Below are 21,863 nucleotides of genomic sequence, written 5' to 3'. Positions count from 1 at the left end.
TGTTGACGGACATGCTGCTACGACCTCAACATTGGTTGAGGTCAAGGAGGTTTCGTATGGCGAAGAAGGAATTGTCCGTCGGCGAACTCTCGCGCCGCAGCGGGTTGCCCGTCTCCACGCTCCACTTCTATGAGCGCAAGGGGCTGATCGCATCCGAAAGGACGTCGGCCAATCATCGGGTCTATCGGCGCGAAATCCTGAGACGGGTGACGGTCATAAAGATTGCACAGAGCGCGGGCGTCCCGCTTGCCGAGATCGCCGAAGCCCTGTCGCAACTGCCAAGGGATGCGTCCCCCGACACACATGACTGGGAGCGCATCGCCGAAAACTGGCACGACGGTCTGACGCGGCGGATCGAACTGCTCACGGCGCTGCGCGACAAGATGGCGATATGCATCGGCTGCGGATGCCTGAGCGTGCAGCGCTGCCCGTTGGTCAACGAGGATGATGAACTGGCGAAAGACGGCCCCGGTGCCCGACTGATTCAGGGCGTGTGACTTCAGGACCCGTGACTTCAGGACCCGTGACGTCAGGACCCGTGACGTCAGGACCCGTGACGTCAGGACCCGTGACCGGCGGGTCTTAAAGCCGCGCTCCCCCTGGCATATCATTGCCGGGCCAGACGCCGTTTCCGGCACAATATGAGTCCACGAGTTAGTCACCCGAATCTGAAGTTCGTCACATTTCTCGGCATGCTCTGGACGAACTTCAGATTCAAAAGGGTGACTAGCAAGTCTATGTTTCTAGTGTGGTTTTCGAACTTGAAATACGCTCACCGGCACGCTGCAAGAAATGAGGCGTATTTCAAATTCACCACACTAGACAGTTGCCGAGCAGGCTGACGCCTGACGGCCCAGGGGGCATCCGATTCCGGTCCATGTCATGAGAGAGCCCGATTAGCCTGCAATCGGCGGGTTGAGCCGCGCAAAGCCTTCTTGCCGGCGATAGGGGAAGTAGGGATACGGCGCGGTGACGGCGCTCGCCTCGTCGAGCCGGGCAATCTGGCCGGGCTCCAGCTTCCAGCCGACCGCGCCGAGATTCTGGCGAAGCTGCTCCTCGTTGCGCGCGCCGATGATGACCGATGAGACGGTCGGGCGCTGGAGGAGCCAGTTGAGCGCAATCTGCGGCACCGTCCTGCCCGTTTCTTCCGCGATGGCGTCCAGAACATCGACTACACGATAGAGATGTTCTTCATCCACCGGCGGGCCGAAACTCGCCGTCTCGTGCAGGCGGCTGCCTTCGGGCAGCGATGCGCCGCGGCGGATTTTGCCTGTCAACCGTCCCCAGCCGAGCGGACTCCAGACCAGCGCGCCAAGGCCCTGATCTTCGCCCAAAGGCATCAGTTCCCATTCGTAATCGCGGCCGATCAGCGAATAGTAAACCTGATTTGCGACATAGCGCGGCCAGCCGTGGCGGTCGGCGACCGCCAGCGATTTCATGATCTGCCAGCCGGAAAAGTTGGACACGCCGACATAGCGGACCTTGCCGGCGCGCACGAGCGTATCGAGCGTCGAAAGAACCTCCTCGACCGGCGTGCCCGCATCGAAGGCGTGAAGTTGCAAAAGGTCGATATAGTCGGTCCGAAGGCGGCGCAGCGCATCCTCGACGGAACGGATAAGGCGGAAGCGCGAGGACCCCGCCTCGTTGGGACCTTCGCCCATCGGCAAGCCGGTCTTGGTCGAGATCAGCACCGCATCGCGTCGGCCCTTGATTGCCTCGCCAAGCACGTCCTCCGACGCGCCGCCGGAATAGACATCGGCGGTGTCGAACAGGTTGACGCCAGCCTCCAGGCAGATGTCCACGAGGCGACGGGCCTCCGTTGCATCGGAGGTGCCCCAATTGCCGAAGAGCGGGCCGGAGCCGCCGAATGTGCCAGCGCCGAAGCTGAGGACCGGCACCTTGAGGCCGGATTTTCCGAGTGATCGATGGTCCAAGGGAGTGCTCCTTATGAGATCAGATTGCGTGTGGAGGCGTGAGCGCCATGCGCTTGCCGGAACGGACGGCAATCAGCGCGGTCGCAATGGCAAGACCAGGGAAAATCGCGGCTGTTCTCCAACAGGAGACCCATGCCGGCGAAGTCGGTAGCGCCGATGCCAAAGGCACCGGCGGTCGGAGCGCAGAGAGCGAGCGGCATGTCCTGTCCCGTAATTTTGAAATCCAGGACGAGAGATAGAACCTGCAGGCAAGGTGATGTAGTATGCCGATTGGAACTTCATTTATGAACTCAAGGACCAATGAGCCGCTCCGAGATCAATCGTGCCCGTGAAATGGAGGTGTTCGCCCAAGTGGTCGATCAGGGCGGCTTTTCCGCTGCCGCACGCGTTTGCCGCATGACGCCTTCCGCTGTCAGCAAGCTGGTTGCGCGGCTGGAGGTGCGGCTCGGCGCAAGACTCGTCAACCGCTCGACGCGCGCCCTGCAACTCACCCCGGAGGGCTGCGCATTCTATGAGCGCGTGACACGCATTCTGGCCGATATAGAAGACGCCGAACGCGGCGCCAGCGCGGGGGAGCAGCCGGTCGGCCGCATCCGGCTCAACACCAGCGCCTCCTATGCCACGCACATCCTTGCACCGATCCTGCCTGAGTTCCTCGACCGTTACCCCGGCATCACGCTCGATCTCGTCCAGACCGACATGGTCGTCGACCTTCTCGCCGAGCGCACCGACGTTGCCGTGCGCGCCGGGCCGCTGAAGACATCGAGCCTCGTCGCACGCAAGCTCGGGGATACCGCCATGATCATTGTGGGAGCGCCGGAATATCTTGGCCGCTTCGGCGAGCCGGAAAGCATTGATGATCTCGCCCGGCACAATCGCCTGGGATTTGGCTATGTTCGCAAGGTCGATGGCTGGCCGATGAAAACCAACGACGACATTGTCGTCGTTCCGGCAGTCGGCCGCGTGCAGGCCAGTGACGGCGAGGGGCTGCGGCAACTTGCACTAGGCGGGAGCGGGCTTGCGCGCCTCGCCGCCTTCACCGTGCGCGACGATATTGCCGCCGGTCGTCTCGTTCCGGTGCTCGAACATCTCAACCCGGGAGATCGGGAAACCTTCCACGCCATCCATATCGGCCAGGGCGGACCGCTGCCTTCGCGCATCAGGGCGCTTCTCGATTTCCTTGCCGAGTACGGAAAGGTGCGGTGATCGGCGGTTTTCGGCGGTGATTGGGTGACAGACGGCGATGATATCGGGCTCCCGGTGGGCAGACCGCGAGATCTGCCGACCCTTGCGTGCTGGAAGACGAGGGCAGGACGGCATATAAGCGAGCAGCGGGTATTAATTACGGACAGTCCATATGGACCCTCTCAGCGATGTGATAGCTCTGCTCCGGCCGAACACGGCCATCTCCAAGCCCATTACCGGGCGGGGTCACTGGGGCGTTCGCTATGCGGCTTACGACGCTCCAGGCTTCACGATCATTCTGAAAGGCGCATGCTGGATCGCTTTCGAGGGAGAGCAGCCCCTGAAGCTGGAAAAGGGCGCCTTTCTCCTTCTGCCTGCAACCCCGGCCTTCACCTTGAGCAGCCATCCCGCCATCGCCTGTGAGCCGCGCGACCCGATGGACGTGCCCGCCCGCCATGGCGAGCAGGAGGGAGAGGCGGACTTCGAATCGCTGGGCGGCACCTTTCGCATCGAGGCGGCCAACGCTCCGCTCCTGCTCGCCCTGCTGCCGCGGATGATCCATGTCCCACCCTCGGAAGGGCGATCGGTGCGGTTCAGGCGGGTGATCGATCTCATCTTGGAGGAATGCAGCGGCGACGAGCCGGGCAAGGACATGATCCTCCGGCGGCTGCTGGAGGTTTTGCTCATCGAAGCCTTGCGCTTGCGCGGTGTCGCGACCGACGATGATCGCGCCGGTCTTCTCAACGGGATGCGCGATCCTGCTCTGGCGCGCGTCCTCGGCGCCATGCACGCCGATGTACGCGCCGACTGGACGGTCGCCGGCCTCGCCCGGATCGCCGGGCAGTCGCGCTCCGCCTTCGCCGCGCGCTTCGGCGCGGTCCTCGGCTGCGGCCCGATCGAATATCTCGTCCGCTGGCGGATGGCGCTGGCGAAGGACGCCCTGCTGCGGGGAACCAAGACGCTGGACCGGATCGCCGACGAGATCGGCTACGAATCCGCCAGCGCCTTCAGCACGGCCTTTCGAAAGCGGCTCGGCTGTCCACCCGGAAAATTTGCTCGGAGCAGCAGTGCCGGTGAACCGGCTAGGATCGAGAGCGAGCCACGCTGAAGTCTCGATACCAGGCTGCCTCTGCCGATATGGACGATTGGAAAACGATAATGGACTTTGGATTATATATCGTCTCGACCTTTGAAGCTATCACGGAGCCATCCGAAACGAATGGAAGCTCCCATGCAAACGATCCTGATCACCGGCACATCCTCGGGCTATGGCCTTGAAACGGCGAAGCATTTCCTCGACAAGGGCTGGAATGTCATCGCGACCATGCGTCGCCCCGACGCCGCTCTTCTGCCGGTTTCGTCCAACCTGCGCATGCTGCCGCTCGACGTGACGAGCGAAGAGAGCATCGTCGCCGCCATCGAGGCCGCCGGGCCGATCGACGTGCTCGTCAACAATGCCGGCATCGGCGTCGTCGGGGCCTTCGAGGCGACGCCGATGGCGCATATCCGCAAGGTGTTCGACACCAACACGTTCGGTGTCATGGCGATGTGTCAGACCGTCATTCCGCAGATGCGCGAACGCCGATCCGGCGTCATCGTCAATGTGACATCGAGCGTTACGCTGGCTTCCATGCCGCTGGCGGCCGCCTATACCGCCAGCAAGCAGGCGATTGAGGGCTTCACCGGCTCGCTCGCCCATGAGCTTGGCCACTTCGGTGTCCGCGCAAGGCTGGTGGAACCGGGCTATGCTCCGACGACCCGGTTTGCGCACAACACCGATCTGCGCGTCGAGGATCTCATCCCTGCGGCCTATGCCGGTTTCGCGGCGCCGATCTTCGAAGCCTACGCCAAGCCGGCGCAAACGACGAAGGAAACGGATGTCGCAGAGGCCGTCTGGGCCGCCGTTCACGACACGTCCGGCCGGCTTCAGTTTCCCGGTGGAGCTGACGCTGTCGCCCTTTATCAGGCCCGCCACGGCTGAGGTCGTGCTCCGCTCGATCCTGCAGAGTGGGAATATCGGCGGCATTCGGCGGTAGTTCGTTCGCCAGAAGCGCTGTTTTGACCGAGATGGCGGAGCATCGCGCAGACATTTCGAACCCGCAGGGTTCGCAAGGCCAAGGGCCGTCCGAGCTTGTGCGAGGCCCCGACTGGAGCGAAGCCCGAAGGGCGACAGCGCGAAGTCAGATAATGGCGGAGGGAGAGGACTCTTCGACAAACTCGCTCGGAGTATGCCCCACATCGCACCAGCACGCCCTCGTATTCATAGGTGAATCTTCGCATTCGTGGAACTTCGCTGTTCATCGCGATGCGCCGCATTGTCCAGCTTTTGGCGCTCAGGCCAGTATTACCTTGATAGTGTTTCCCGCCCACGCCTTCGTCGTGTCGCAGTTAAACTTGCCGCAACGAAAGGGCACGAAGATGAAGGCAACATGCATGAACCAACTTGAATTGGCGGTGCGCTGGGGGATCAGCCATCGCACACTTGAGCGCTGGCGTTGGACTGGTGAGGGGCCGAAGTTCCTCAAGGTGGGCGGCCGGGTGGTCTACCGATTGTCGGACATCGAGGAATACGAGCAGTCGATGGTCCGCTCCAGCACCTCGGACCCTGGGCAGGTTCAGCAAACTGGCGCCTGATACAGCTCCGGGATGGCGGTCGGTCGAGGCACGGCCGCTATCCCCCGCCCTCGCGCCTGCACGCGGACTCTCCCAATTTCGATTGAACCCACTCCACTTCTCGGATAGTTTGATCGAAGGTCCAGAAACTGGGCATGCCTAGTTACGGGATGGATCATGTCACTGGGAGTGCATGGTGGGAACAGAAAAGGCAGATCTTCGGTGGGGCGTCGAGCGACGGCTCGAATTCATCGAGTTCCGCCTGTTTTGGGAGGGGCATGTGAATCGGGGCGATCTGATGGATGCGTTCGGCGTTTCGGTGAATCAAGCGTCCACCGACCTGAACCGCTACATCGGAATGGCGCCGGACAATATGGTCTACGACAAGAGTGCCCGGACCTACATTCGGGGCACCGAGTTTGAGCCGCTGTTCCTAAAGCCGGACGCCAGCCGCTACCTTTCTCAGCTGCGCTCCGTTGCCGACGGCATCCTTGACACGGCTGACGCCTGGATTGGCCAGTTCCCATCCTACGACGCCGCGCCGACCCCTGTGCGGGGCGTCAACGCCGAAACTCTGCGTTCGGTGGTCGCTGCGATCCGGCGATCTGAGGCTATCGAGGTGAAGTACCAGTCGCTCTCCCGGCCAGAGCCTCGCTGGCGCTGGATCGCGCCACACGCGATTGGATTCGACGGTTTCCGTTGGCACACCCGAGCATTCTGCCTCACCGACCGTAGCTTTAAGGACTTCCTGCTCTCGCGGATCATAGAAACCCGCGGCACCAAGCCGAGCGACGTGGGGCACGACACGGATGCCGACTGGAACGAACAGGTAACTTTGGAGATCGGACCGCACCCGGAGCTGTCAGACACGCAGCAGAAGGTCATCGCTCTCGACTATGGAATGCGCGGCGGGAAGGCGAAGATTCCGGTCCGGAAGGCGCTTCTTTATTACGCGCTCAAGAGGCTGGGTCTGGACACGGATCCCTCTGCGCGACCTCCCCAGGATCAGCAAATCGTTCTCATCAACCGCACTCAGGTACAAGCCGCGAGCGCATCTCCAGGCAACGGTGATTGATATGGCGAGCCTCGAAGAACTCCTGCCTAATACGTCGGTTCGTGGGGTCCTGCCTGATGGGCTTGTAACCGTCGTCAATGTTCAGTGGTACGGATCTGAAGCTCTTGAGCTGACCTACAAGGATGCTCGAGGGAAGGTCGCGAACGAGCTGCTCTATAGGCACGACGAGGCGCGACTAGATGTCGTCGAAGAGGGTAGGCCCTGGAGTCTCGATGGTGACGGCCGACTTTTCCGGCTGGTTTCAGAAGCCCACCGTATAAGACTCGCGCATCTGTTCGATCCGGTGCTGGCAGTCCACACCTCTTTGGTTGAACCGCTGCCTCATCAAATCACGGCCGTCTACGAGGAAATGCTTCCTCGCCAGCCGCTGCGCTTTCTGTTGGCTGATGACCCAGGTGCAGGCAAGACCATTATGGCAGGTCTCCTGATCAAGGAGCTCATTGCCCGCGGCGACCTTCATCGCTGCCTAGTCGTTTGCCCAGGAAGTCTGGCTGAGCAGTGGCAGGACGAGCTGTATCGTCGATTTCAGCTTCCGTTCGAAATCATGACGAACGACAAGCTGGAAGCGGCCAGGACCGGGAACTGGTTTCTGGAAAACAACCTAGTCATCGCGCGTTTAGACAAGCTTAGTCGCAACGAGGATTTGCAGGCGAAACTCGAGGTGCCAGACGCGACGTGGGACCTCGTGGTGTGCGACGAAGCGCACAAAATGTCTGCAAGCTTTTTCAGTGGCGAGATCAAATACACGAAGCGATATCAACTCGGGCAGAGACTTTCGGCGCTGACACGTCACTTCCTTCTCATGACCGCGACGCCGCACAACGGGAAGGAGGAAGACTTCCAACTATTCATGGCGCTGATTGACGGCGATCGGTTCGAAGGACGGTTCCGCGACGGCGTTCACGCCAGCGACGTCTCCGATCTCATGCGGCGAATGGTGAAGGAGAATCTTCTGAAGTTCGACGCAACACCTCTGTTCCCGCCTAGAGTAGCAAAGACGGTCCCCTACCGACTGTCAGATAAGGAGGCCGAGCTCTATAAAGCTGTCACGGCTTATGTCCGCGAAGAATTCAATCGAGCTGAGGCGCTGCAGAACGACAAGAGAGCTGGGACAGTCGGATTTGCGCTGACTATTCTACAACGGCGTCTCGCGTCATCACCGGAAGCTATCTACCAGTCATTGCGTCGGCGTCGCGAGCGACTTGAAAGCCGCCTACGTGAGCTTGAGCTCCTGCAGCGCGGTTCGATCGTTCAAGCGCTCTCAAGTTCCGGTCCATCCCTCGACGCCGAGGACTTGGAAGATCTAGAGGATGCGCCGGATCAAGAACTTGAAGACACCGAAGATCAAATCCTAGATCAAGCCACTGCCGCTCGGACTATTGATGAGCTTCGGGCCGAGATCGAGACGCTCATCGATCTCGAAAAGCTTGCCCTAGGTGTTCGAAGAGGTGGTGAGGACAAAAAATGGCGGGAGCTCGCCGAGCTCCTGGGGGAGATATTTACACCTGCCGCAATAGCCAACCAGTTGGCAGAGGATTCTGCGCCTTATGATGCTGGCGTACCCGTTCCGAAGGCTTCACCACATCAGAAGCTAGTGATCTTCACCGAGCATCGCGATACTCTCACTTACTTGGCCAACCGTGTGAGCACGCTACTCGGCCAAAGAGAAGCAGTGGTCACAATCCATGGCGGCGTCGGCCGAGAGGACCGCATGAAGGCTCAAGAGTCCTTCAGGCACGACCCCCAAGTAAAGGTGCTCATAGCAACGGATGCAGCAGGTGAAGGCATCAACCTTCAACGCGCGCATTTGATGGTCAATTATGACCTGCCCTGGAACCCCAATCGACTTGAGCAGCGTTTCGGCCGCATTCACAGAATTGGCCAGACCGAGGTTTGCTTCCTTTGGAACTTGGTTGCTGATGAGACACGTGAGGGCGACGTATACCGAACCTTGCTCGAAAAGCTTGAGCGCGCACGGGAAGCGCTTGGTGGTCAGGTGTTTGATGTGCTCGGAAAGGTGGTCTTCGATGGCAAGCCGCTCCGGGAATTGCTGATTGAAGCTATCCGCTTTGGCGAAAAGCCTGAGATTAAGGAACACCTAACCAAGGCGTTAGAGGGAGCTCTCGATCACGAAAAACTCCGCACTCTCCTCGAAGACCGTGTTCTCGCTCCAGAATCCATGGACGCGAGCCGCGTTCATCGGGTCCGCGAAGAGATGGAGCGTGCAGATGCGCGCCGTCTGCAGCCCCATTATATTGAATCTTTCTTCCTTGAAGCATTTAAGGAACTGGGTGGCACAGCCCGTCAGCGGGAGCACCGTAGGTACGAGATAAGCCGCGTTCCCGCGCCGGTTCGGAACCGGGACCGATTGATCGGCTTGGGTGAGCCGGTTCTGTCCCGATACGAACGAATAGCATTCGACAAGTCCCTCATTGCGCCGCAGGGGCAGCCGCTCGCGGCCTTTGTCTGCCCGGGACATCCTCTGCTCGATGCGACACTTGATCTGGCGCTTGAGCGCCACCGTGACTTGATGCGGCGTGGAGCCATCCTGGTCGATGAGCGCGATGCCGGCGAGAGTCCGAGGATGCTTTTCTACTTGGAGCACGCGATCCAAGACGGCAGCCAAACCCGGTCGGGTGACCGCCGCATCGTCTCCAAGCGAATGCTCTATGTGGAGATGGATGCCAACGGCAATGCCCGTCATCTGAGCTATGCGCCATACCTCGATTACCGGCCCCTGCGCGAGGACGAGCCTGTAGCGAGCGAAATTCTGCAGCGCCCGGAGTGTTCTTGGCTGAGCCGCGACCTGGAGGGCAAGGCACAAGCGTATGCCATCGGAAACGTCGTTCCAGATCATCTTAAGGAGGTTTCGGGACGGCGACTGGAATTGATCGCGAAAACCGAAGCTGCGGTTAAAGAGCGGCTGACGAAGGAGATCACGTACTGGGATCATCGCGCCGAGGAGCTGAAGCTCCAAGAGCAAGCGGGTAAGGCAAACGCCCGTCTCAATTCGAATGAAGCTCGCCGCCGCGCGGATCAACTCCAAGCGAGACTTGAGAAAAGAATGGCCGAACTCCGCCTGGAAGCAAAGCTGTCACCGCTTCCACCTGTTGTGATTGGCGGCATGTTGGTTGTACCGATCGGCCTCTTGGCCAAGATAGCACCAGACCGCGTCCAAGCTCCAGCAGCCTCGCCGGATACACAAGCGGCTGCAGCGCGTGCTCGCCAAATCGTCATGGAGATCGAAAAGGGCCTTGGCTACCAGCCAGTAGATCGCGAGCTAGAGAAGCTTGGCTACGACATCGAAAGCCGAGTACCGGGGACCGGCCGGCTCCGCTTCATCGAGGTCAAAGGTCGCGCCGAAAGTGCCTCTACGATCACCGTTACGAAAAACGAGGTGCTTTACTCGCTTAACAAGCCTGACGATTTCATCTTGGCAATTGTTGAGTTCAAAGGTGACCTGCAGACAGGTGACCATCAGGTTCATTATGTGCGTCGACCGTTTCAGCGCGAACCTGATTTCGGTGTGACCAGTATCAATTATGATTTCTCTGAGCTTCTTGCCCGCGCGGAGCCTCCTAGATGATCGCGCGGCCCCCATACTTCGACGCAATCCGCCAAAAGGCGGCACAGAGATGGGACCAATTGGAGAGGGACCCGGAGTTGGCCGGCCCGTGGCACCAGCTTTTCAAGCAGGTACAAAGCCCGCGGCATATCCTCTCGGAGCTTCTTCAGAATGCCGATGATGCTGGCGCAACTGCTGCTACTGTTTGGGTTGAAGATGGGGTTTTCATCTTTGAACATGACGGGGAGGATTTTGCGGAGGAGCATTTTGCATCACTCTGCCGCTTCGGATACTCGAACAAGCGCGCTCTCCATACCATTGGTTTCCGAGGGATCGGCTTCAAGAGCACGTTCAGTCTCGGAGACCAGGTTGAACTGCACACTCCGTCCCTCTGCGTTGCGTTTCACCGCCGCCGATTTACCGAGCCGATCTGGCTGTCGACGGCGACGAGGACCGACGGGAAAACGAGGATTCGCGTAGAGATCAGCGATCATCACAGGCAGCGAGAGGTCGAAAAGAACCTTGCGGAATGGCTCAAGAGCCCGGTTTCCCTTCTCTTCTTCAAGAACATCCGCCGTATGCGGATCGGTGATCGCGAAGTCCATTGGGGGAGCCTCGGCCCTGGGCCTGTACCCGATAGCGAATGGATGGCTCTCTACGAGAAGGAAGACGAGACGTACCTACTGATCAGGTCAGAGCCCGAGGCATTCCCGAAGGAGGCGCTCGCCGAGATCCGGCAGGAGAGGATGCTCGGATCTGAAGAAGGCACAGAGTTTCCTCCGTGCAAAGTAGAGGTCGTTCTCGGTGCGAAGGGGCGCCTCTATGTCGTGCTTCCCACGGGTGTGGAGACGGAGCTCCCTTTTGCCTGCAATGCGCCATTTATTCAGGATCCTGCCCGTCTAAAGATCAAAGATCCTGAGACGTCTCCAACGAACCGTTGGCTCCTTGAGCGGGCGGGCGAACTTGCTGCGTCCGCCATGCTTCACTGGATTGGCAATAGAAGTACATCGCTCGCCGAGCGCGCTCGCGCCTACGGCCTGTTCCCGGACGTCGACAGGGAAGATAGCTCATTGGAAGGCGTCTGCGGGACGATAGTCGAAGAGACCTTCGCGGAACGCATTGATGGTAAAAAGGTCCTGCTCACCGAAGGCGGGGAACTCGTTCCGGAGAAGCAGTCCGTCATCGTTCCCACCACGATTCTCGAGGTATGGCCGGCTGAACAAGCATCAGCTTTGCTGGACCCGGAGGCGAGGCCGGCGCTTTGCCACAGCATCGAACTGCGCGATCAGAATAAGCTGCTTCGGTGGGGACTGGTCGAAGATATCAGCAAGCAGAAGCTTCTCGGCATCCTGCAGGAGAAACACCTCCCTAAGCCAGAAAGCTGGCGCCAGCTTCTTGTATTGTGGGCGTACGTCGCGCCCGAGATCACCGGCTATCGTCACTATGTGGACGCCGACGACGTCAAGATCGTCCCCGTCCAAGGCAAGGACGTCTTGTATGCGGCGAATGAGGTTGTCCGCCTTGGGGAGAAGAAGCTTCTTCAGTCCGAAGGCGACTGGGAATTCCTTTCACAGTATCTGATCGTGCTCAATCAGAATTGGCCGCGCTTCCTTGCCGAACAGCGGCGCGGTGCCTCCGAGGGTGCGGGCACCGTGGCCAAGGATGACGTGGAGGCGGCGTACGCCGTCCTGGAGGAAATCGGCCTGGATGACACCAGCGATGCGAACAAGGTCATTGACCAGGTAGCAGCTGAGTTCTTCTCCCAAGACAGCGTATCGTTGGGAGGCTGCGTTCAACTGGCACAGATCGCCGCAAAGCTGGGTGCGAATGTCGGCGACAGCTTCAAGTACGCCACACGTGATCGCCACCTTCGATCCAGTGATAAAACGATCCTTTTCGACGAAGACGGAAAGCTTGGCGATCTGTTGCCCGAGAGGCAACGCGAGGCCAGTGTTCTCCACCAAGACTATTCGCGCACCTTCACGTCGTGCTCGTCGGAAGACTGGCAGAAATGGATTGCGTCCGGCCGGTCAAATCTCCTGACGTTCGTTCCCTTGGTTTCAAAGCGCATCAGCGTCTACGGCAAGCGCCAGATCGAACAGGAGGCGCGGCTCCGTGGGCACCAAGGTGAGTTATCGTACCCGTATGTCACGTCCCAATTCGTTATCGAGGATTGGGACTTCGAAGAGACCTACTGGCGTCACTGGCAGGCCTTGGCTGCCGAAGACGATCGGATCTGGGTTAAGCTTGTCGATCGGATCCTGACGCAGCGAGACACCTTTTGGAGTCGGGCCAAGAGCGCCAGGCTTCTCCAAGTGGCGACCACCGGAAACACCCGTTCCATGACATTCAGCCCGCTGTTGCCGTCATGGGCGCTGAAGCTACGAAAGCTCCCGTGCCTGTCTGACACGCGGGGCTTCCATCGGAAGCCGGACGACCTCCTCCGGCGCACGCCGGAGACAGAGTCACTGATTGACGTGGAGCCGTTCGTCCACGGCCTCTTGGACCGCGAAACCACGCGACCGCTCCTCGACCTATTGGGTGTGCGAACTACGCCCACTGGACCCGACCGCCTGCTCGACTGCCTTCGCGCTTTGGCGAAGGCGGACAGGCCACCGGTCCATGAGGTCGAAAAGTGGTATCGCCGACTGGATCAGATGGTCGAGACTTGCTCGACCGCCGACTTCCAGAAGATCCGCCAGGCGCTGCGAACTGAGAAGCTCGTCCTGACACATGATGGCTCCTGGGCGACGGCGTCGTCGGTCTTCTTGATGTCCGACGACGAGGATGTGCCGGACGCTGCCGTGATCCGGAGCTCGGTGAGCGACCTCGCCCTGTGGCGGAAGATTGGCGTGGCGGATCGGCCAACGGCGGACCTTGCTATTGAGTGGTTGAAGGGCCTCGCGTCCGGAGCCGCCCTTGCTCAAGAGGATGCTCGGCGCGTGCGATCTCTACTCGTGCGCCATCCCGTTCGCATTTGGGAAGAATGCGGGCACTGGCTGAACCTCGCCGGAGAATGGTCGCCGGTCGAGAACCTCGACTACGCGCTTACGATGCAGCCACTAATCCCATGGAAGCACCTTCACCAGTGGGTGAAGCAGACAACGGCAGACTTGCAGCGGCTCCCCGGAGAAGCGACTTCCAATCCGCCATTCTCGGAGTTGCCATTACTGGCAGCGCGCATCGAGGAGCGTTTTCAGGAGGATCCCCTGTTCGCAGGGCAGCCCATCAAGAAGGAGTGGCTGCGGACCCTAGGCATGGAGTTGTGCCGGATCGAACTCGACGGCGAGGAGGAGACGGATCGGGTGCGCGCCGTCGCCGCGATGCTCGCCAAGACCGAATGGGTCGAGACGCCGGAGCTGGAGATCATCCCTTACATTAACGGCACGCCCGCCGGAACGCCGCGCCGCGCCGACGTCGTCTGGCTCGATGAACGTCTCTATGTTGAGCCGCTTCCGAAAGCGAAACTCGCCCGCCGTGTACCCGAGGAGATCGGCAAGGGCATCGCCCGTTCCGACATCAAGGCCGCGCTCGACTACAGCTTCGATCGTTCCGCGCAGGACGTTCGAGAGTATCTCGCGGAGAATTTTTCGCTTGCACCGGCCACTGCCCTGCCCACCGAGGCAGATGTGCCTTCAGCTGATAAGCTCGAACGGGATGCGCCCGAGAAGGAAACCGCGCCTGGCACATCCGATGTTCAGACTGACGAGCCCGGCACCACTTCGGACGAAATGACCGTGTCGCCGGAACCCGAGAACGAAGACCTGGCCCCCGGCACGGATGCGGAAGGCGAGGAGGAACAGCAACCCCTCGATGGGATCGACACCCGTGACACCCGCCCCAGACCGACGCCAAAGCCCCCGAAGCCGAGCATCATGGAGCGGTTCGCAAAGTCACAGGGTTTCGGTAAGGACGGCGAGGACCGCTTCTTCCATGAAGGCGGCAGCTGGATCGGCAAGGCCAACGGTGCGCGTTTTCCCTGGGAGCACCGCACTGCGGGGGGCGATCTGGTCCGCTACTACTGGCCCAAGGACCATTGCCTCGAACAGGAGCCGCTGCAGCTCGAGGCCGATGTCTGGGGGCTGATCGAACAGCACCCGGACACCTACGCACTCATCCTTTCCAACGTGGAGGGCGCCCCGGTCGAAGTGACCGGCGCTCGCCTGCGCGCTATGCGCGACGGGGGCGAAGTCACCCTCTACCCAGCAACATACAGGCTTGTTTACGACCATGACCGCCACGCATAAGAAAAAGCTCATCGAAGCGGCGTTGCCGCTGCCGGAAATCAATGACGCCTCGGCCTACGACAAGATGCCGGGGATCGGACCGCATCCGAAGGGCATTCACCACTGGTGGGCGCGCCTGCCGCTTCCGACGGCGCGGGCGATCCTCTTTGCGTCGGTCGTCGACGATCCTGAAGCGCATCCGGAAAAGTGGCCGACTGAAGAAGAGCAGAATGCTGAGCGCGAGCGCCTGTTCGACATTCTGCGCCGCATGATGGGCAAGAAGCTGCATGAAGCGCCCGAGGTCTATGCCGAAGCACAAGCGGAAATGCTCAAGCATTGTGACGGGAAGCTTCCGGCAGTCTTCGATCCATTTTCAGGTGGAGGGTCAATTCCTCTAGAAGCCCATCGCATGGGGTTCGAAGCTCATGCGGGCGATCTCAACCCCGTCGCTGTATTGCTTAACAAGTGCAATCTCGAAATAGCGCCCCGTTGGAAGGATTACGCACCAGTAAATCCGGCGGATCGAAAGAGAATAGCTGGCGGCGAGGCGTGGCAGGGAACTGATGGCCTTGCTGCAGACGTAAGGTTTTATGGCGCCACAGTGAGAGATCGCGCCCTCAATAAGATAGGGCGGCTGTACCCACGCGCTCAACTACCGAGAGAGCAAGGAGGCGGCGAGGCAAATGTGATCGCCTGGATTTGGGCACGCACGGTACCCAGCCCAAACCCTGCAGCGCGCGGCAGGCACGTTCCCCTGATCAGCACGTATTGGCTCTCAACAAAGAAGGGAAATCTCGCTTGGCTGGAGCCGCACGTCGACCGCGCGGCCGGAACGTACAGCTTCTCAGTGCGCTTCGACACGCCCTCAGATAGATCGGCAGTTTCTGCCGGCACAAAAGTTGGGCGTTCAGGATTCAAATGCCTCCTCAGTGACGACCCGATCACCTTTGATTACATCCGAAAACAAGGACAGAATAACGCGATTGGTACAAAGCTCATTGCCATTGTGGCAGATTTGGGGCGCGGAAAAACATACCTTTCCGCCAACGAAACCCACGAAGAGGTAGCACGATCCGCACTGCCGTCAGACTACCCTGAAACTGACTTGCCAGAGTCAGCTCTGGGCTTCCGCATACAGAATTATGGAATCAAAAGACACTGGGAGATTTTCACACCCAGGCAACTTCAAACCTTGGTTGAACTGAGCAACCATATTAAGGCCATTCGTGATGAAATAACCCAAGATGCAAAGCGTTCTGGTTTGGATAATGAGGAAGCAAAAGAGTATTGCAGAGATGTCTGCACTATGCTTGCCCTTGCGCTGGATAGGTGCGTTGACTTCAACAACAGCCTATGTGCGTGGAACGCTTCTAATCAGAAAGTGATGCATCTCTTTGGGCGACAAGTGGTGCCAATGTTCTGGGATTTCGGCGAGGCAAATTTGGCTGGAGATTCAGTTGGTGCATGGAAGACTAGCTACGAGTATGTCTCAAAATGTATCGAAACTTTGAGTGTTGGTCACTTCACCGCTGGAAGCGCGAGGCAAATTGATGCCGCAACGGGAGCAAATGGTTTTGATCAGCTTTTGATCAGTACTGATCCTCCATACTACGACAACATAGGTTATGCGGCGCTGAGTGATTTTTTCTATGTTTGGCTTCGCCGAACTATTGGAGATTTGTTCCCACACGAGTTTAGCACTGTTCTTGTTCCAAAAATGCCGGAACTCACAGCGTCGCCCGAACGCTTTGATGGCGACCGGGAAAGGGCCAAAGAACACTTCGAAGGAGGCTTCCGATCCGCCTTCACCGCATTGCGCGCCGAGATGGATCGAAGATTCCCCTTAACGGTCTACTATGCGTTCAAACAAGACGATGAAGATAGCGGTATCTCTGATGATGATAGTTCATCCGTCGACTTGACCACGGGATGGGAAACGCTTCTCGAAGCGCTGGTTTCCAGCGGGTTCCAAATCACAGGCACATGGCCAGTTCGCGCGTCGCAGACATGGAGGATGCGCGCGATGGGGTCCAACGCACTCGCTTCATACATTGTGCTTGCCTGTCGTCCGCGCCCAGAAGATGCGGCCCAGATCGCCAGCAATCAGTTCCGAAACGAGCTGAAGCGCACACTGCCGGCGGCACTGCGACATCTGCAGCAGGGCAACATCGCGCCGGTGGACTTTGCCCAAGCGGCGATTGGTCCCGGCATGGCAGTCTACTCCCGCTACAGCCGTATTCTCGAATCGTCCGGCCGTCCAATGACGGTTCGGACGGCGCTCGGCATCATCAACCAGACCCTTACCGAGGTTCTGAGCGAGCTTGAGGATGACTTCGACGCTGACACCCGCTGGGCCATCGCCTGGTTCGAGCAGAATGGCTTCGGTGCCGGCGACTATGGCGATGCGGAGCTTCTCAGCAAGGCGAAGGTGACGGCCGTGTCAGGCCTGGTGCAGGCCGGGATCGTGGAATCGAAGGGCGGAAAGGTCCGCCTGCTTTCCCCCGCAGAGCTCCCCGCCGATTGGGACCCAACCAGCGACAAGCGGCTCACGGTCTGGGAGATGACGCACCACCTCCTGCGCCTCTACCACTTCGACAAGGCGGGCGACGAAGCAACCGCTGCACTGCTCCGGAAGCTCGGGAACCAGGGAGAGGTGGCGCGTGAGCTCGCCTACCGCCTCCACAACATCAGTGAGCGTAAGAAGTGGTCGCAAGAGGCGCAGGGCTACAATGCCCTTGTCCTCGGATGGCCGGAAATCGCGCGGCTTGCCCGCGAAATGCCCGTGGCGGCGTCCGAGACGCCGGCTCAGGGCACTTTGATCTAACGGAGGGCAGGCAACATGGCGGCAACGAATCACGAGCGCGTCGGCAATGCCCTCGACCTGCTCCGCGCGGGACTTGGCCCTTTCGTCGAACGAGAGATCAAGGCGGCGATGAAAGACGGGACGAGCATCCCGTCCCTCCAAGCGCTTGCAAGCGACCCACTGATCAAGGACAAACCCATAACCGACTGGGATGCAGCGCTGCTGCTGAAGGTGATGTGGGAGTCCTGGAACGAGGTCTTCCGGAAGACGCTTGGCCCCGCCGAGCGGGGGCTCGTCGGCGAGTTGCGCGGCCACCGTAACAAGTGGGCGCATCAGGAGCCTTTCACGAGCGACGACGCCTACCGCGCGCTCGACAGCGCCGGCCGGTTGCTGACGGCTGTCTCCGCCCCTCAGTCGAGGGACCTGGAGCGCATAAAGATGGAGTTGCTGCGCGTCCGGTTCGACGAGCAGGCGCGAAACGAGAAGCGGAAGTCGGCGGGTACCGCCATCGAAAGTCAGGCGACCGGTTCACTGAAGCCCTGGCGCGAGGTGGTCAGCCCGCATCGTGACGTGGCGAGCGGTCGCTACCAGCAGGCAGAGTTCGCCGCGGACCTCTGGCAGGTCCACATCGGTGAAGGCGCCGACGAGTACCGCAAACCGGTGGAATTCTTCCGCAGGACGTTCCTGACCGACAGCCTTCAACAATTGCTGGTCGGCGCCGTGCGTCGCCTCTCTGCGGACGGCGGCGACCCGGTGATCCAGCTCCAGACCAACTTCGGTGGCGGTAAGACGCACTCGATGTTGGCGCTGTACCATCTGTTCTCCGGTGCGACCCCAAGCGAACTGCTCGGCGTCGAGGGCGTCATGAAGCAGGCGGGAATCGCCGAGCTTCCCTCGGTCAAGCGGGTCGTTCTGGTCGGGAACAAGATTTCGCCCGGCAACCCGGTCAAGAAGGAAGACGGCACACTCGTTCACACCCTGTGGGGCGAGCTCGCTTGGCAACTTGGCGGTCGAGCGGCCTATGACCGCATTCGGGCAGACGACGAGAAGGCGACAAGCCCCGGTGATGTCCTGCGCGATCTCTTCAACGAGTATGGCCCAGCGCTCGTACTGATCGACGAGTGGGTCGCCTATGCCCGCCAGCTGCATGACCAGAGCGATCTCCCTGCCGGCAGCTTCGAGACCCACTTCACCTTTGCTCAGGCGCTGACTGAGTCGGCAAAGCTGGCGAAGCACTGTCTTCTGGTTGTCAGCTTGCCCGCATCGGACACTGCGGGATCGCCACACACCCAAGCGGATGACGTGGAGGTCGGCGGTCGCCGTGGGCGCGAGGCTCTGGATCGACTCCGCAATGCGATCGGTCGCGTGGAATCGTCCTGGCGCCCTGCGAGTGCTGAGGAAGGTTTCGAGATCGTACGCAGGCGCTTGTTCGAACCGCTGATCGAGCAATCTCAATTCGTGGCGCGGGACACCGTAGCCAAGGCCTACTTCGACCTATACCGCAGCCAGCACCAGGAGTTCCCGCAGGAATGCCGCGACTCGGAATATGAAGGGCGCCTCAAGGCCGCTTATCCCATCCACCCCGAGGTGTTCGATCGGCTTTACACTGAGTGGTCGACGCTCGTGAAATTCCAGCGGACGCGCGGTGTCCTGCGCTTGATGGCGGCGGTGATCCATAGCCTTTGGGAAAAAGGCGACCGCAATCCGCTGATACAGCCGGCCAACATTCCCATCGATGACCCGCGCGTGCAGTTCGAGCTGACGCGATACCTCTCCGACAACTGGACGCCGATCATCGAGAAGGACGTCGATGGCCCTAACTCACTGCCGCTACGGATCGACGGCGAGGTTCCCAATCTTGGGAAGTTCTCGGCGTGTCGCCGCATCGCACGTACCATTTATCTGGGCTCAGCGCCGGGATCGACGGTTTCCAACAGGGGCATCGAAGATCGGAGGATCAAGCTCGGATGCGTGATGCCCTCCGAATCGCCGGCCATTTTCGGTGACGCTCTGCGCCGCCTCAGCGGTGCCGCGACCTATCTTTACCAGGATGGGGCCCGCTACTGGTACTCGACCCAACCTACCGTCACCAAGCTGGCTGAGGATCGGACGGAACAGTTGAAATCCGATCCGGACCGGATCAGCCGCGAACTGGACGCAAGGCTCCGCGTCGATTTGCGCAAGCAAGGGGATTTCACAAAGGTCCATCCCCTTCCTCAGTCGGGACAGGACGTGCCGGATGACGTAGATGCGCGACTTGTCGTGCTTGGTGCGGAGTATCCCCACAGCCGCGATGCGAGCAGCGCAGCGGAAGCCGCAGCAAAGTCAATTCTTGAAACGCGCGGAACGGCACCGCGTCTGTATCGGAATACTCTGGTGTTTCTCGCGGCCGACAAAACCCGCCTCCAGGATCTCGATGAGGCAATCCGGCGGTTCATCGCATGGCAGTCCATACTCGATGAAAAGAACGAGCTGGACCTTACACCGCACCAGGTGCGTCAGGCGGAAACACAGAAAGCGAGCGCAGACAGCTCGGTGAATGCGCGTCTACCTGAGGCATTTCAATGGCTGCTTGTCCCCCATCAGCCTACGCCGCAGTCGCCAATTGAGTGGCAAAGCTTCCGCCTAAGTGGCCAGGAGCCATTGGCAGTTCGCGCTAGCCGGAAACTGCGGAACGACGAGCTCTTGATCACGGGCCTCGCCGCCACACGGCTTCGGCTTGAGCTCGATCAGGTTCCGCTTTGGCGTGGCGACCATGTCGTAGTGAAGCAGCTCGTTGAAGACTTCGCACGGTACCTCTATCTGCCGCGCCTCCGCGACACCGGCGTCCTGCTCGATGCCATCCGTGAAGGCTTGGGCCTCCTGACATGGGGCAGGGATTCTTTCGCTTATGCGGAGAGCTATGACGAAGCTGCCTCTAGGTATCGAGGACTTCGTTGCGGACAGATGGTTTCCTTGTCGCCTGAGAACTTGGTTGGGCTGCTCGTAAAACCCGAGCCGGCCCTCAAGCAGCAGGACGACGAGGCGCCACGACCGACCACAGGTGGAGCATCTACAGGTGGGGACCCCGCCAAGCCCGATGATGAGACGCCTGCGATACCTGGAGAAGGCTCAGTCTCCAGCGGCGGAGAAGCACAGACACCGCGACAGCCCAGGCGCTTCCATGGATCGGTGACCCTGGACGCAGCGCGCGTGGGACGGGACGCGAGCCGTGTCGCAGAAGAGGTGATTGCACACCTTTCCGGACTGATGGGGGCGAATGTCCGGGTGACCCTAGAAATTGAAGCCGAGATCCCAAACGGCGCCCCAGACAACGTCGTTCGCACCGTTACCGAAAACAGCAGAACGTTGAAGTTCAACAACCAGGGTTTCGAAGAGGAGTGATGGGGTGTCTCTGCTAACTCTAGCTATCGAGGAGAAAGGACGAAGGCGGGGAGGTAAACTCCTTTGTGCCTGAGGCTGTCATATGCTGAAGCATTGCTCTGGAAGCAGCACGCCGGCCAACTCGTCGCCGATGCGAAAGCGAAGTCGGCGTCCATTCCCTGCGATCCACTGTTCGGTTCGAACCCACGTCTCTCTGCGCTCGTGTCTGAGGTGGATGGCATTAAGAAGCGCCACGGGCTTCTGATCGAGCGAGCATTGATCTTCGCGATCAACAAGTTGCCTCATTGGCAGGCGGCGAAAGAACAGATCCCGGTCACTGGAGGGAAAGCACACCTCGACTGCCTCGCGTTCAACGCCAACACAGGAAAACTTTACGTCTTTGAGTGCAAGCGCGGCCACGGCAGCTTTGATGGAGACAAGATCCGCGCAATTGACCAACGACTAGGCAATATCAAGGCTTCGATCGGAGCACACGTCGTCTCGAAAGGCTGGAGGCCATCATCGACAGGCGTTTTCATCCTGAGCTTTTACGGCGCGACATGGAAGTCAGCGTATCCGATCTACAACAAACACGACCTTGCGACCTTGTTTGAGCCCTGCGTCGGGCGCTTCGTCACCGAGTACATGGAGCATTTGGAAGCTGCGACCGCACAGGCCTATAGTTCTGAACTGCGTGACCCGGTAGTGGTTTCTGCCGGTCAGAGCATATTCGATGCTGTTGATGAGGCCCGAGAAGGCCCTCGGCCAGATGTGCTATTCACCGAAGATGGTGCTGATTTCGTAGCCGCGCAGAGCGATGTTTAGACGTTTGGCGCGATCAATCAGTGTGACGAACATGCTCGCGCCTGATCCCGCATGACGCTGTAGTTGGCGAGCATCTCGGCGATGGCGGACCCGTCCGGCAGCACCCCGAGTTCCTCAGCTGCGCGCGCCTGGAACTCGTGGCTGTACTTGACCTGCTCCCCTGAATTGTCTCCGCTTTGAGGTTAGCCTGCCCCTGACGAAGGAGACAGGTAATGAAACGATCCAGGTTTTCCGATGAGCAGATCATCGGCATTTTGAAGGAGCACCAGGCGGG

At 59.9% G+C, this 21,863-nt stretch carries 12 protein-coding genes; 11 read left to right on the top strand and 1 reads right to left on the bottom strand.

Annotated elements, in window-relative coordinates:
- The first annotated feature begins 35 nt into the window (after positions 1 to 35).
- On the top strand, positions 36 to 497 hold the full coding sequence (gene soxR, locus P2PM1_RS07545) for a redox-sensitive transcriptional activator SoxR (protein WP_371636536.1): 462 nt from the start codon (positions 36 to 38) through the stop codon (positions 495 to 497).
- A 399-nt stretch (positions 498 to 896) separates the two neighbouring features.
- Here soxR and P2PM1_RS07540 read toward each other — a convergent pair whose 3' ends face one another.
- A complete protein-coding gene (locus tag P2PM1_RS07540; protein WP_186398792.1) occupies positions 897 to 1,934 on the bottom strand; it encodes an aldo/keto reductase in 1,038 nt (345 codons plus the stop codon).
- A 300-nt stretch (positions 1,935 to 2,234) separates the two neighbouring features.
- Between P2PM1_RS07540 and P2PM1_RS07535 the strand changes: the two genes are divergently transcribed.
- The 10 genes from P2PM1_RS07535 to P2PM1_RS07490 all read left to right on the top strand — a co-directional run bounded on the left by P2PM1_RS07535 (position 2,235) and on the right by P2PM1_RS07490 (position 21,589).
- A complete protein-coding gene (locus tag P2PM1_RS07535) occupies positions 2,235 to 3,140 on the top strand; it encodes a LysR family transcriptional regulator (protein WP_186398698.1) in 906 nt (301 codons plus the stop codon).
- 151 nt (positions 3,141 to 3,291) lie between these two features.
- Positions 3,292 to 4,227 (top strand): AraC family transcriptional regulator, encoded by a 936-nt coding sequence (locus P2PM1_RS07530; RefSeq protein WP_186398697.1) that lies wholly within the window; start codon positions 3,292 to 3,294, stop codon positions 4,225 to 4,227.
- A 123-nt stretch (positions 4,228 to 4,350) separates the two neighbouring features.
- Positions 4,351 to 5,100: an SDR family oxidoreductase gene (locus P2PM1_RS07525; RefSeq protein ID WP_186398696.1), complete on the top strand. Its 750-nt coding sequence runs from the start codon at positions 4,351 to 4,353 to the stop codon at positions 5,098 to 5,100.
- A gap of 452 nt (positions 5,101 to 5,552) precedes the next feature.
- Entirely contained in the window at positions 5,553 to 5,753 is a 201-nt protein-coding gene (locus P2PM1_RS07520; RefSeq protein WP_244301442.1) for an AlpA family transcriptional regulator, read from the top strand.
- Positions 5,754 to 5,925: 172 nt separating this feature from the next.
- Positions 5,926 to 6,807, top strand: coding sequence for a WYL domain-containing protein (locus P2PM1_RS07515; protein ID WP_208985216.1), 882 nt, complete (start codon positions 5,926 to 5,928; stop codon positions 6,805 to 6,807).
- 1 nt (position 6,808) lies between these two features.
- On the top strand, positions 6,809 to 10,393 hold the full coding sequence (locus tag P2PM1_RS07510; protein WP_186398694.1) for a helicase-related protein: 3,585 nt from the start codon (positions 6,809 to 6,811) through the stop codon (positions 10,391 to 10,393).
- Positions 10,390 to 14,619 (top strand): sacsin N-terminal ATP-binding-like domain-containing protein, encoded by a 4,230-nt coding sequence (locus P2PM1_RS07505; protein WP_186398693.1) that lies wholly within the window; start codon positions 10,390 to 10,392, stop codon positions 14,617 to 14,619. Before P2PM1_RS07510 ends, P2PM1_RS07505 begins: the two co-directional genes overlap by 4 nt.
- The gene (locus P2PM1_RS07500; RefSeq protein ID WP_186398692.1) at positions 14,603 to 17,422 is read left to right on the top strand and encodes a DUF1156 domain-containing protein; all 2,820 of its coding nucleotides are present in this window, start codon (positions 14,603 to 14,605) and stop codon (positions 17,420 to 17,422) included. Before P2PM1_RS07505 ends, P2PM1_RS07500 begins: the two co-directional genes overlap by 17 nt.
- Before the next feature lie 15 nt (positions 17,423 to 17,437).
- Entirely contained in the window at positions 17,438 to 20,785 is a 3,348-nt protein-coding gene (locus P2PM1_RS07495) for a Swt1 family HEPN domain-containing protein (RefSeq protein WP_186398691.1), read from the top strand.
- 93 nt (positions 20,786 to 20,878) lie between these two features.
- Positions 20,879 to 21,589, top strand: a complete 711-nt coding sequence (locus P2PM1_RS07490) for a hypothetical protein (protein WP_186398690.1) — start codon at positions 20,879 to 20,881, stop codon at positions 21,587 to 21,589.
- Positions 21,590 to 21,863: the final 274 nt, after the last annotated feature.

This window comes from Stappia sp. P2PMeth1, from assembly GCF_900185735.1.
In the GTDB taxonomy this organism is placed as follows: domain Bacteria; phylum Pseudomonadota; class Alphaproteobacteria; order Rhizobiales; family Stappiaceae; genus Stappia.
Note: the sequence above shows the minus strand (reverse complement) of the source record. Positions and strands in the feature narration are given on the sequence as shown.

Excerpts from the sequence above, each read along its gene's own strand:
- P2PM1_RS07510 (WP_186398694.1), top strand. The coding sequence starts at position 6,809 with ATGGCGAGCCTCGAAGAACTCCTGCCTAATACGTCGGTTCGTGGGGTC.
- P2PM1_RS07525 (WP_186398696.1), top strand. The coding sequence starts at position 4,351 with ATGCAAACGATCCTGATCACCGGCACATCCTCGGGCTATGGCCTTGAA.
- P2PM1_RS07505 (WP_186398693.1), top strand. The coding sequence starts at position 10,390 with ATGATCGCGCGGCCCCCATACTTCGACGCAATCCGCCAAAAGGCGGCA.
- P2PM1_RS07520 (WP_244301442.1), top strand. The coding sequence starts at position 5,553 with ATGAACCAACTTGAATTGGCGGTGCGCTGGGGGATCAGCCATCGCACA.
- P2PM1_RS07535 (WP_186398698.1), top strand. The coding sequence starts at position 2,235 with ATGAGCCGCTCCGAGATCAATCGTGCCCGTGAAATGGAGGTGTTCGCC.
- P2PM1_RS07495 (WP_186398691.1), top strand. The coding sequence starts at position 17,438 with ATGGCGGCAACGAATCACGAGCGCGTCGGCAATGCCCTCGACCTGCTC.
- P2PM1_RS07515 (WP_208985216.1), top strand. The coding sequence starts at position 5,926 with ATGGTGGGAACAGAAAAGGCAGATCTTCGGTGGGGCGTCGAGCGACGG.
- P2PM1_RS07530 (WP_186398697.1), top strand. The coding sequence starts at position 3,292 with ATGGACCCTCTCAGCGATGTGATAGCTCTGCTCCGGCCGAACACGGCC.
- P2PM1_RS07500 (WP_186398692.1), top strand. The coding sequence starts at position 14,603 with ATGACCGCCACGCATAAGAAAAAGCTCATCGAAGCGGCGTTGCCGCTG.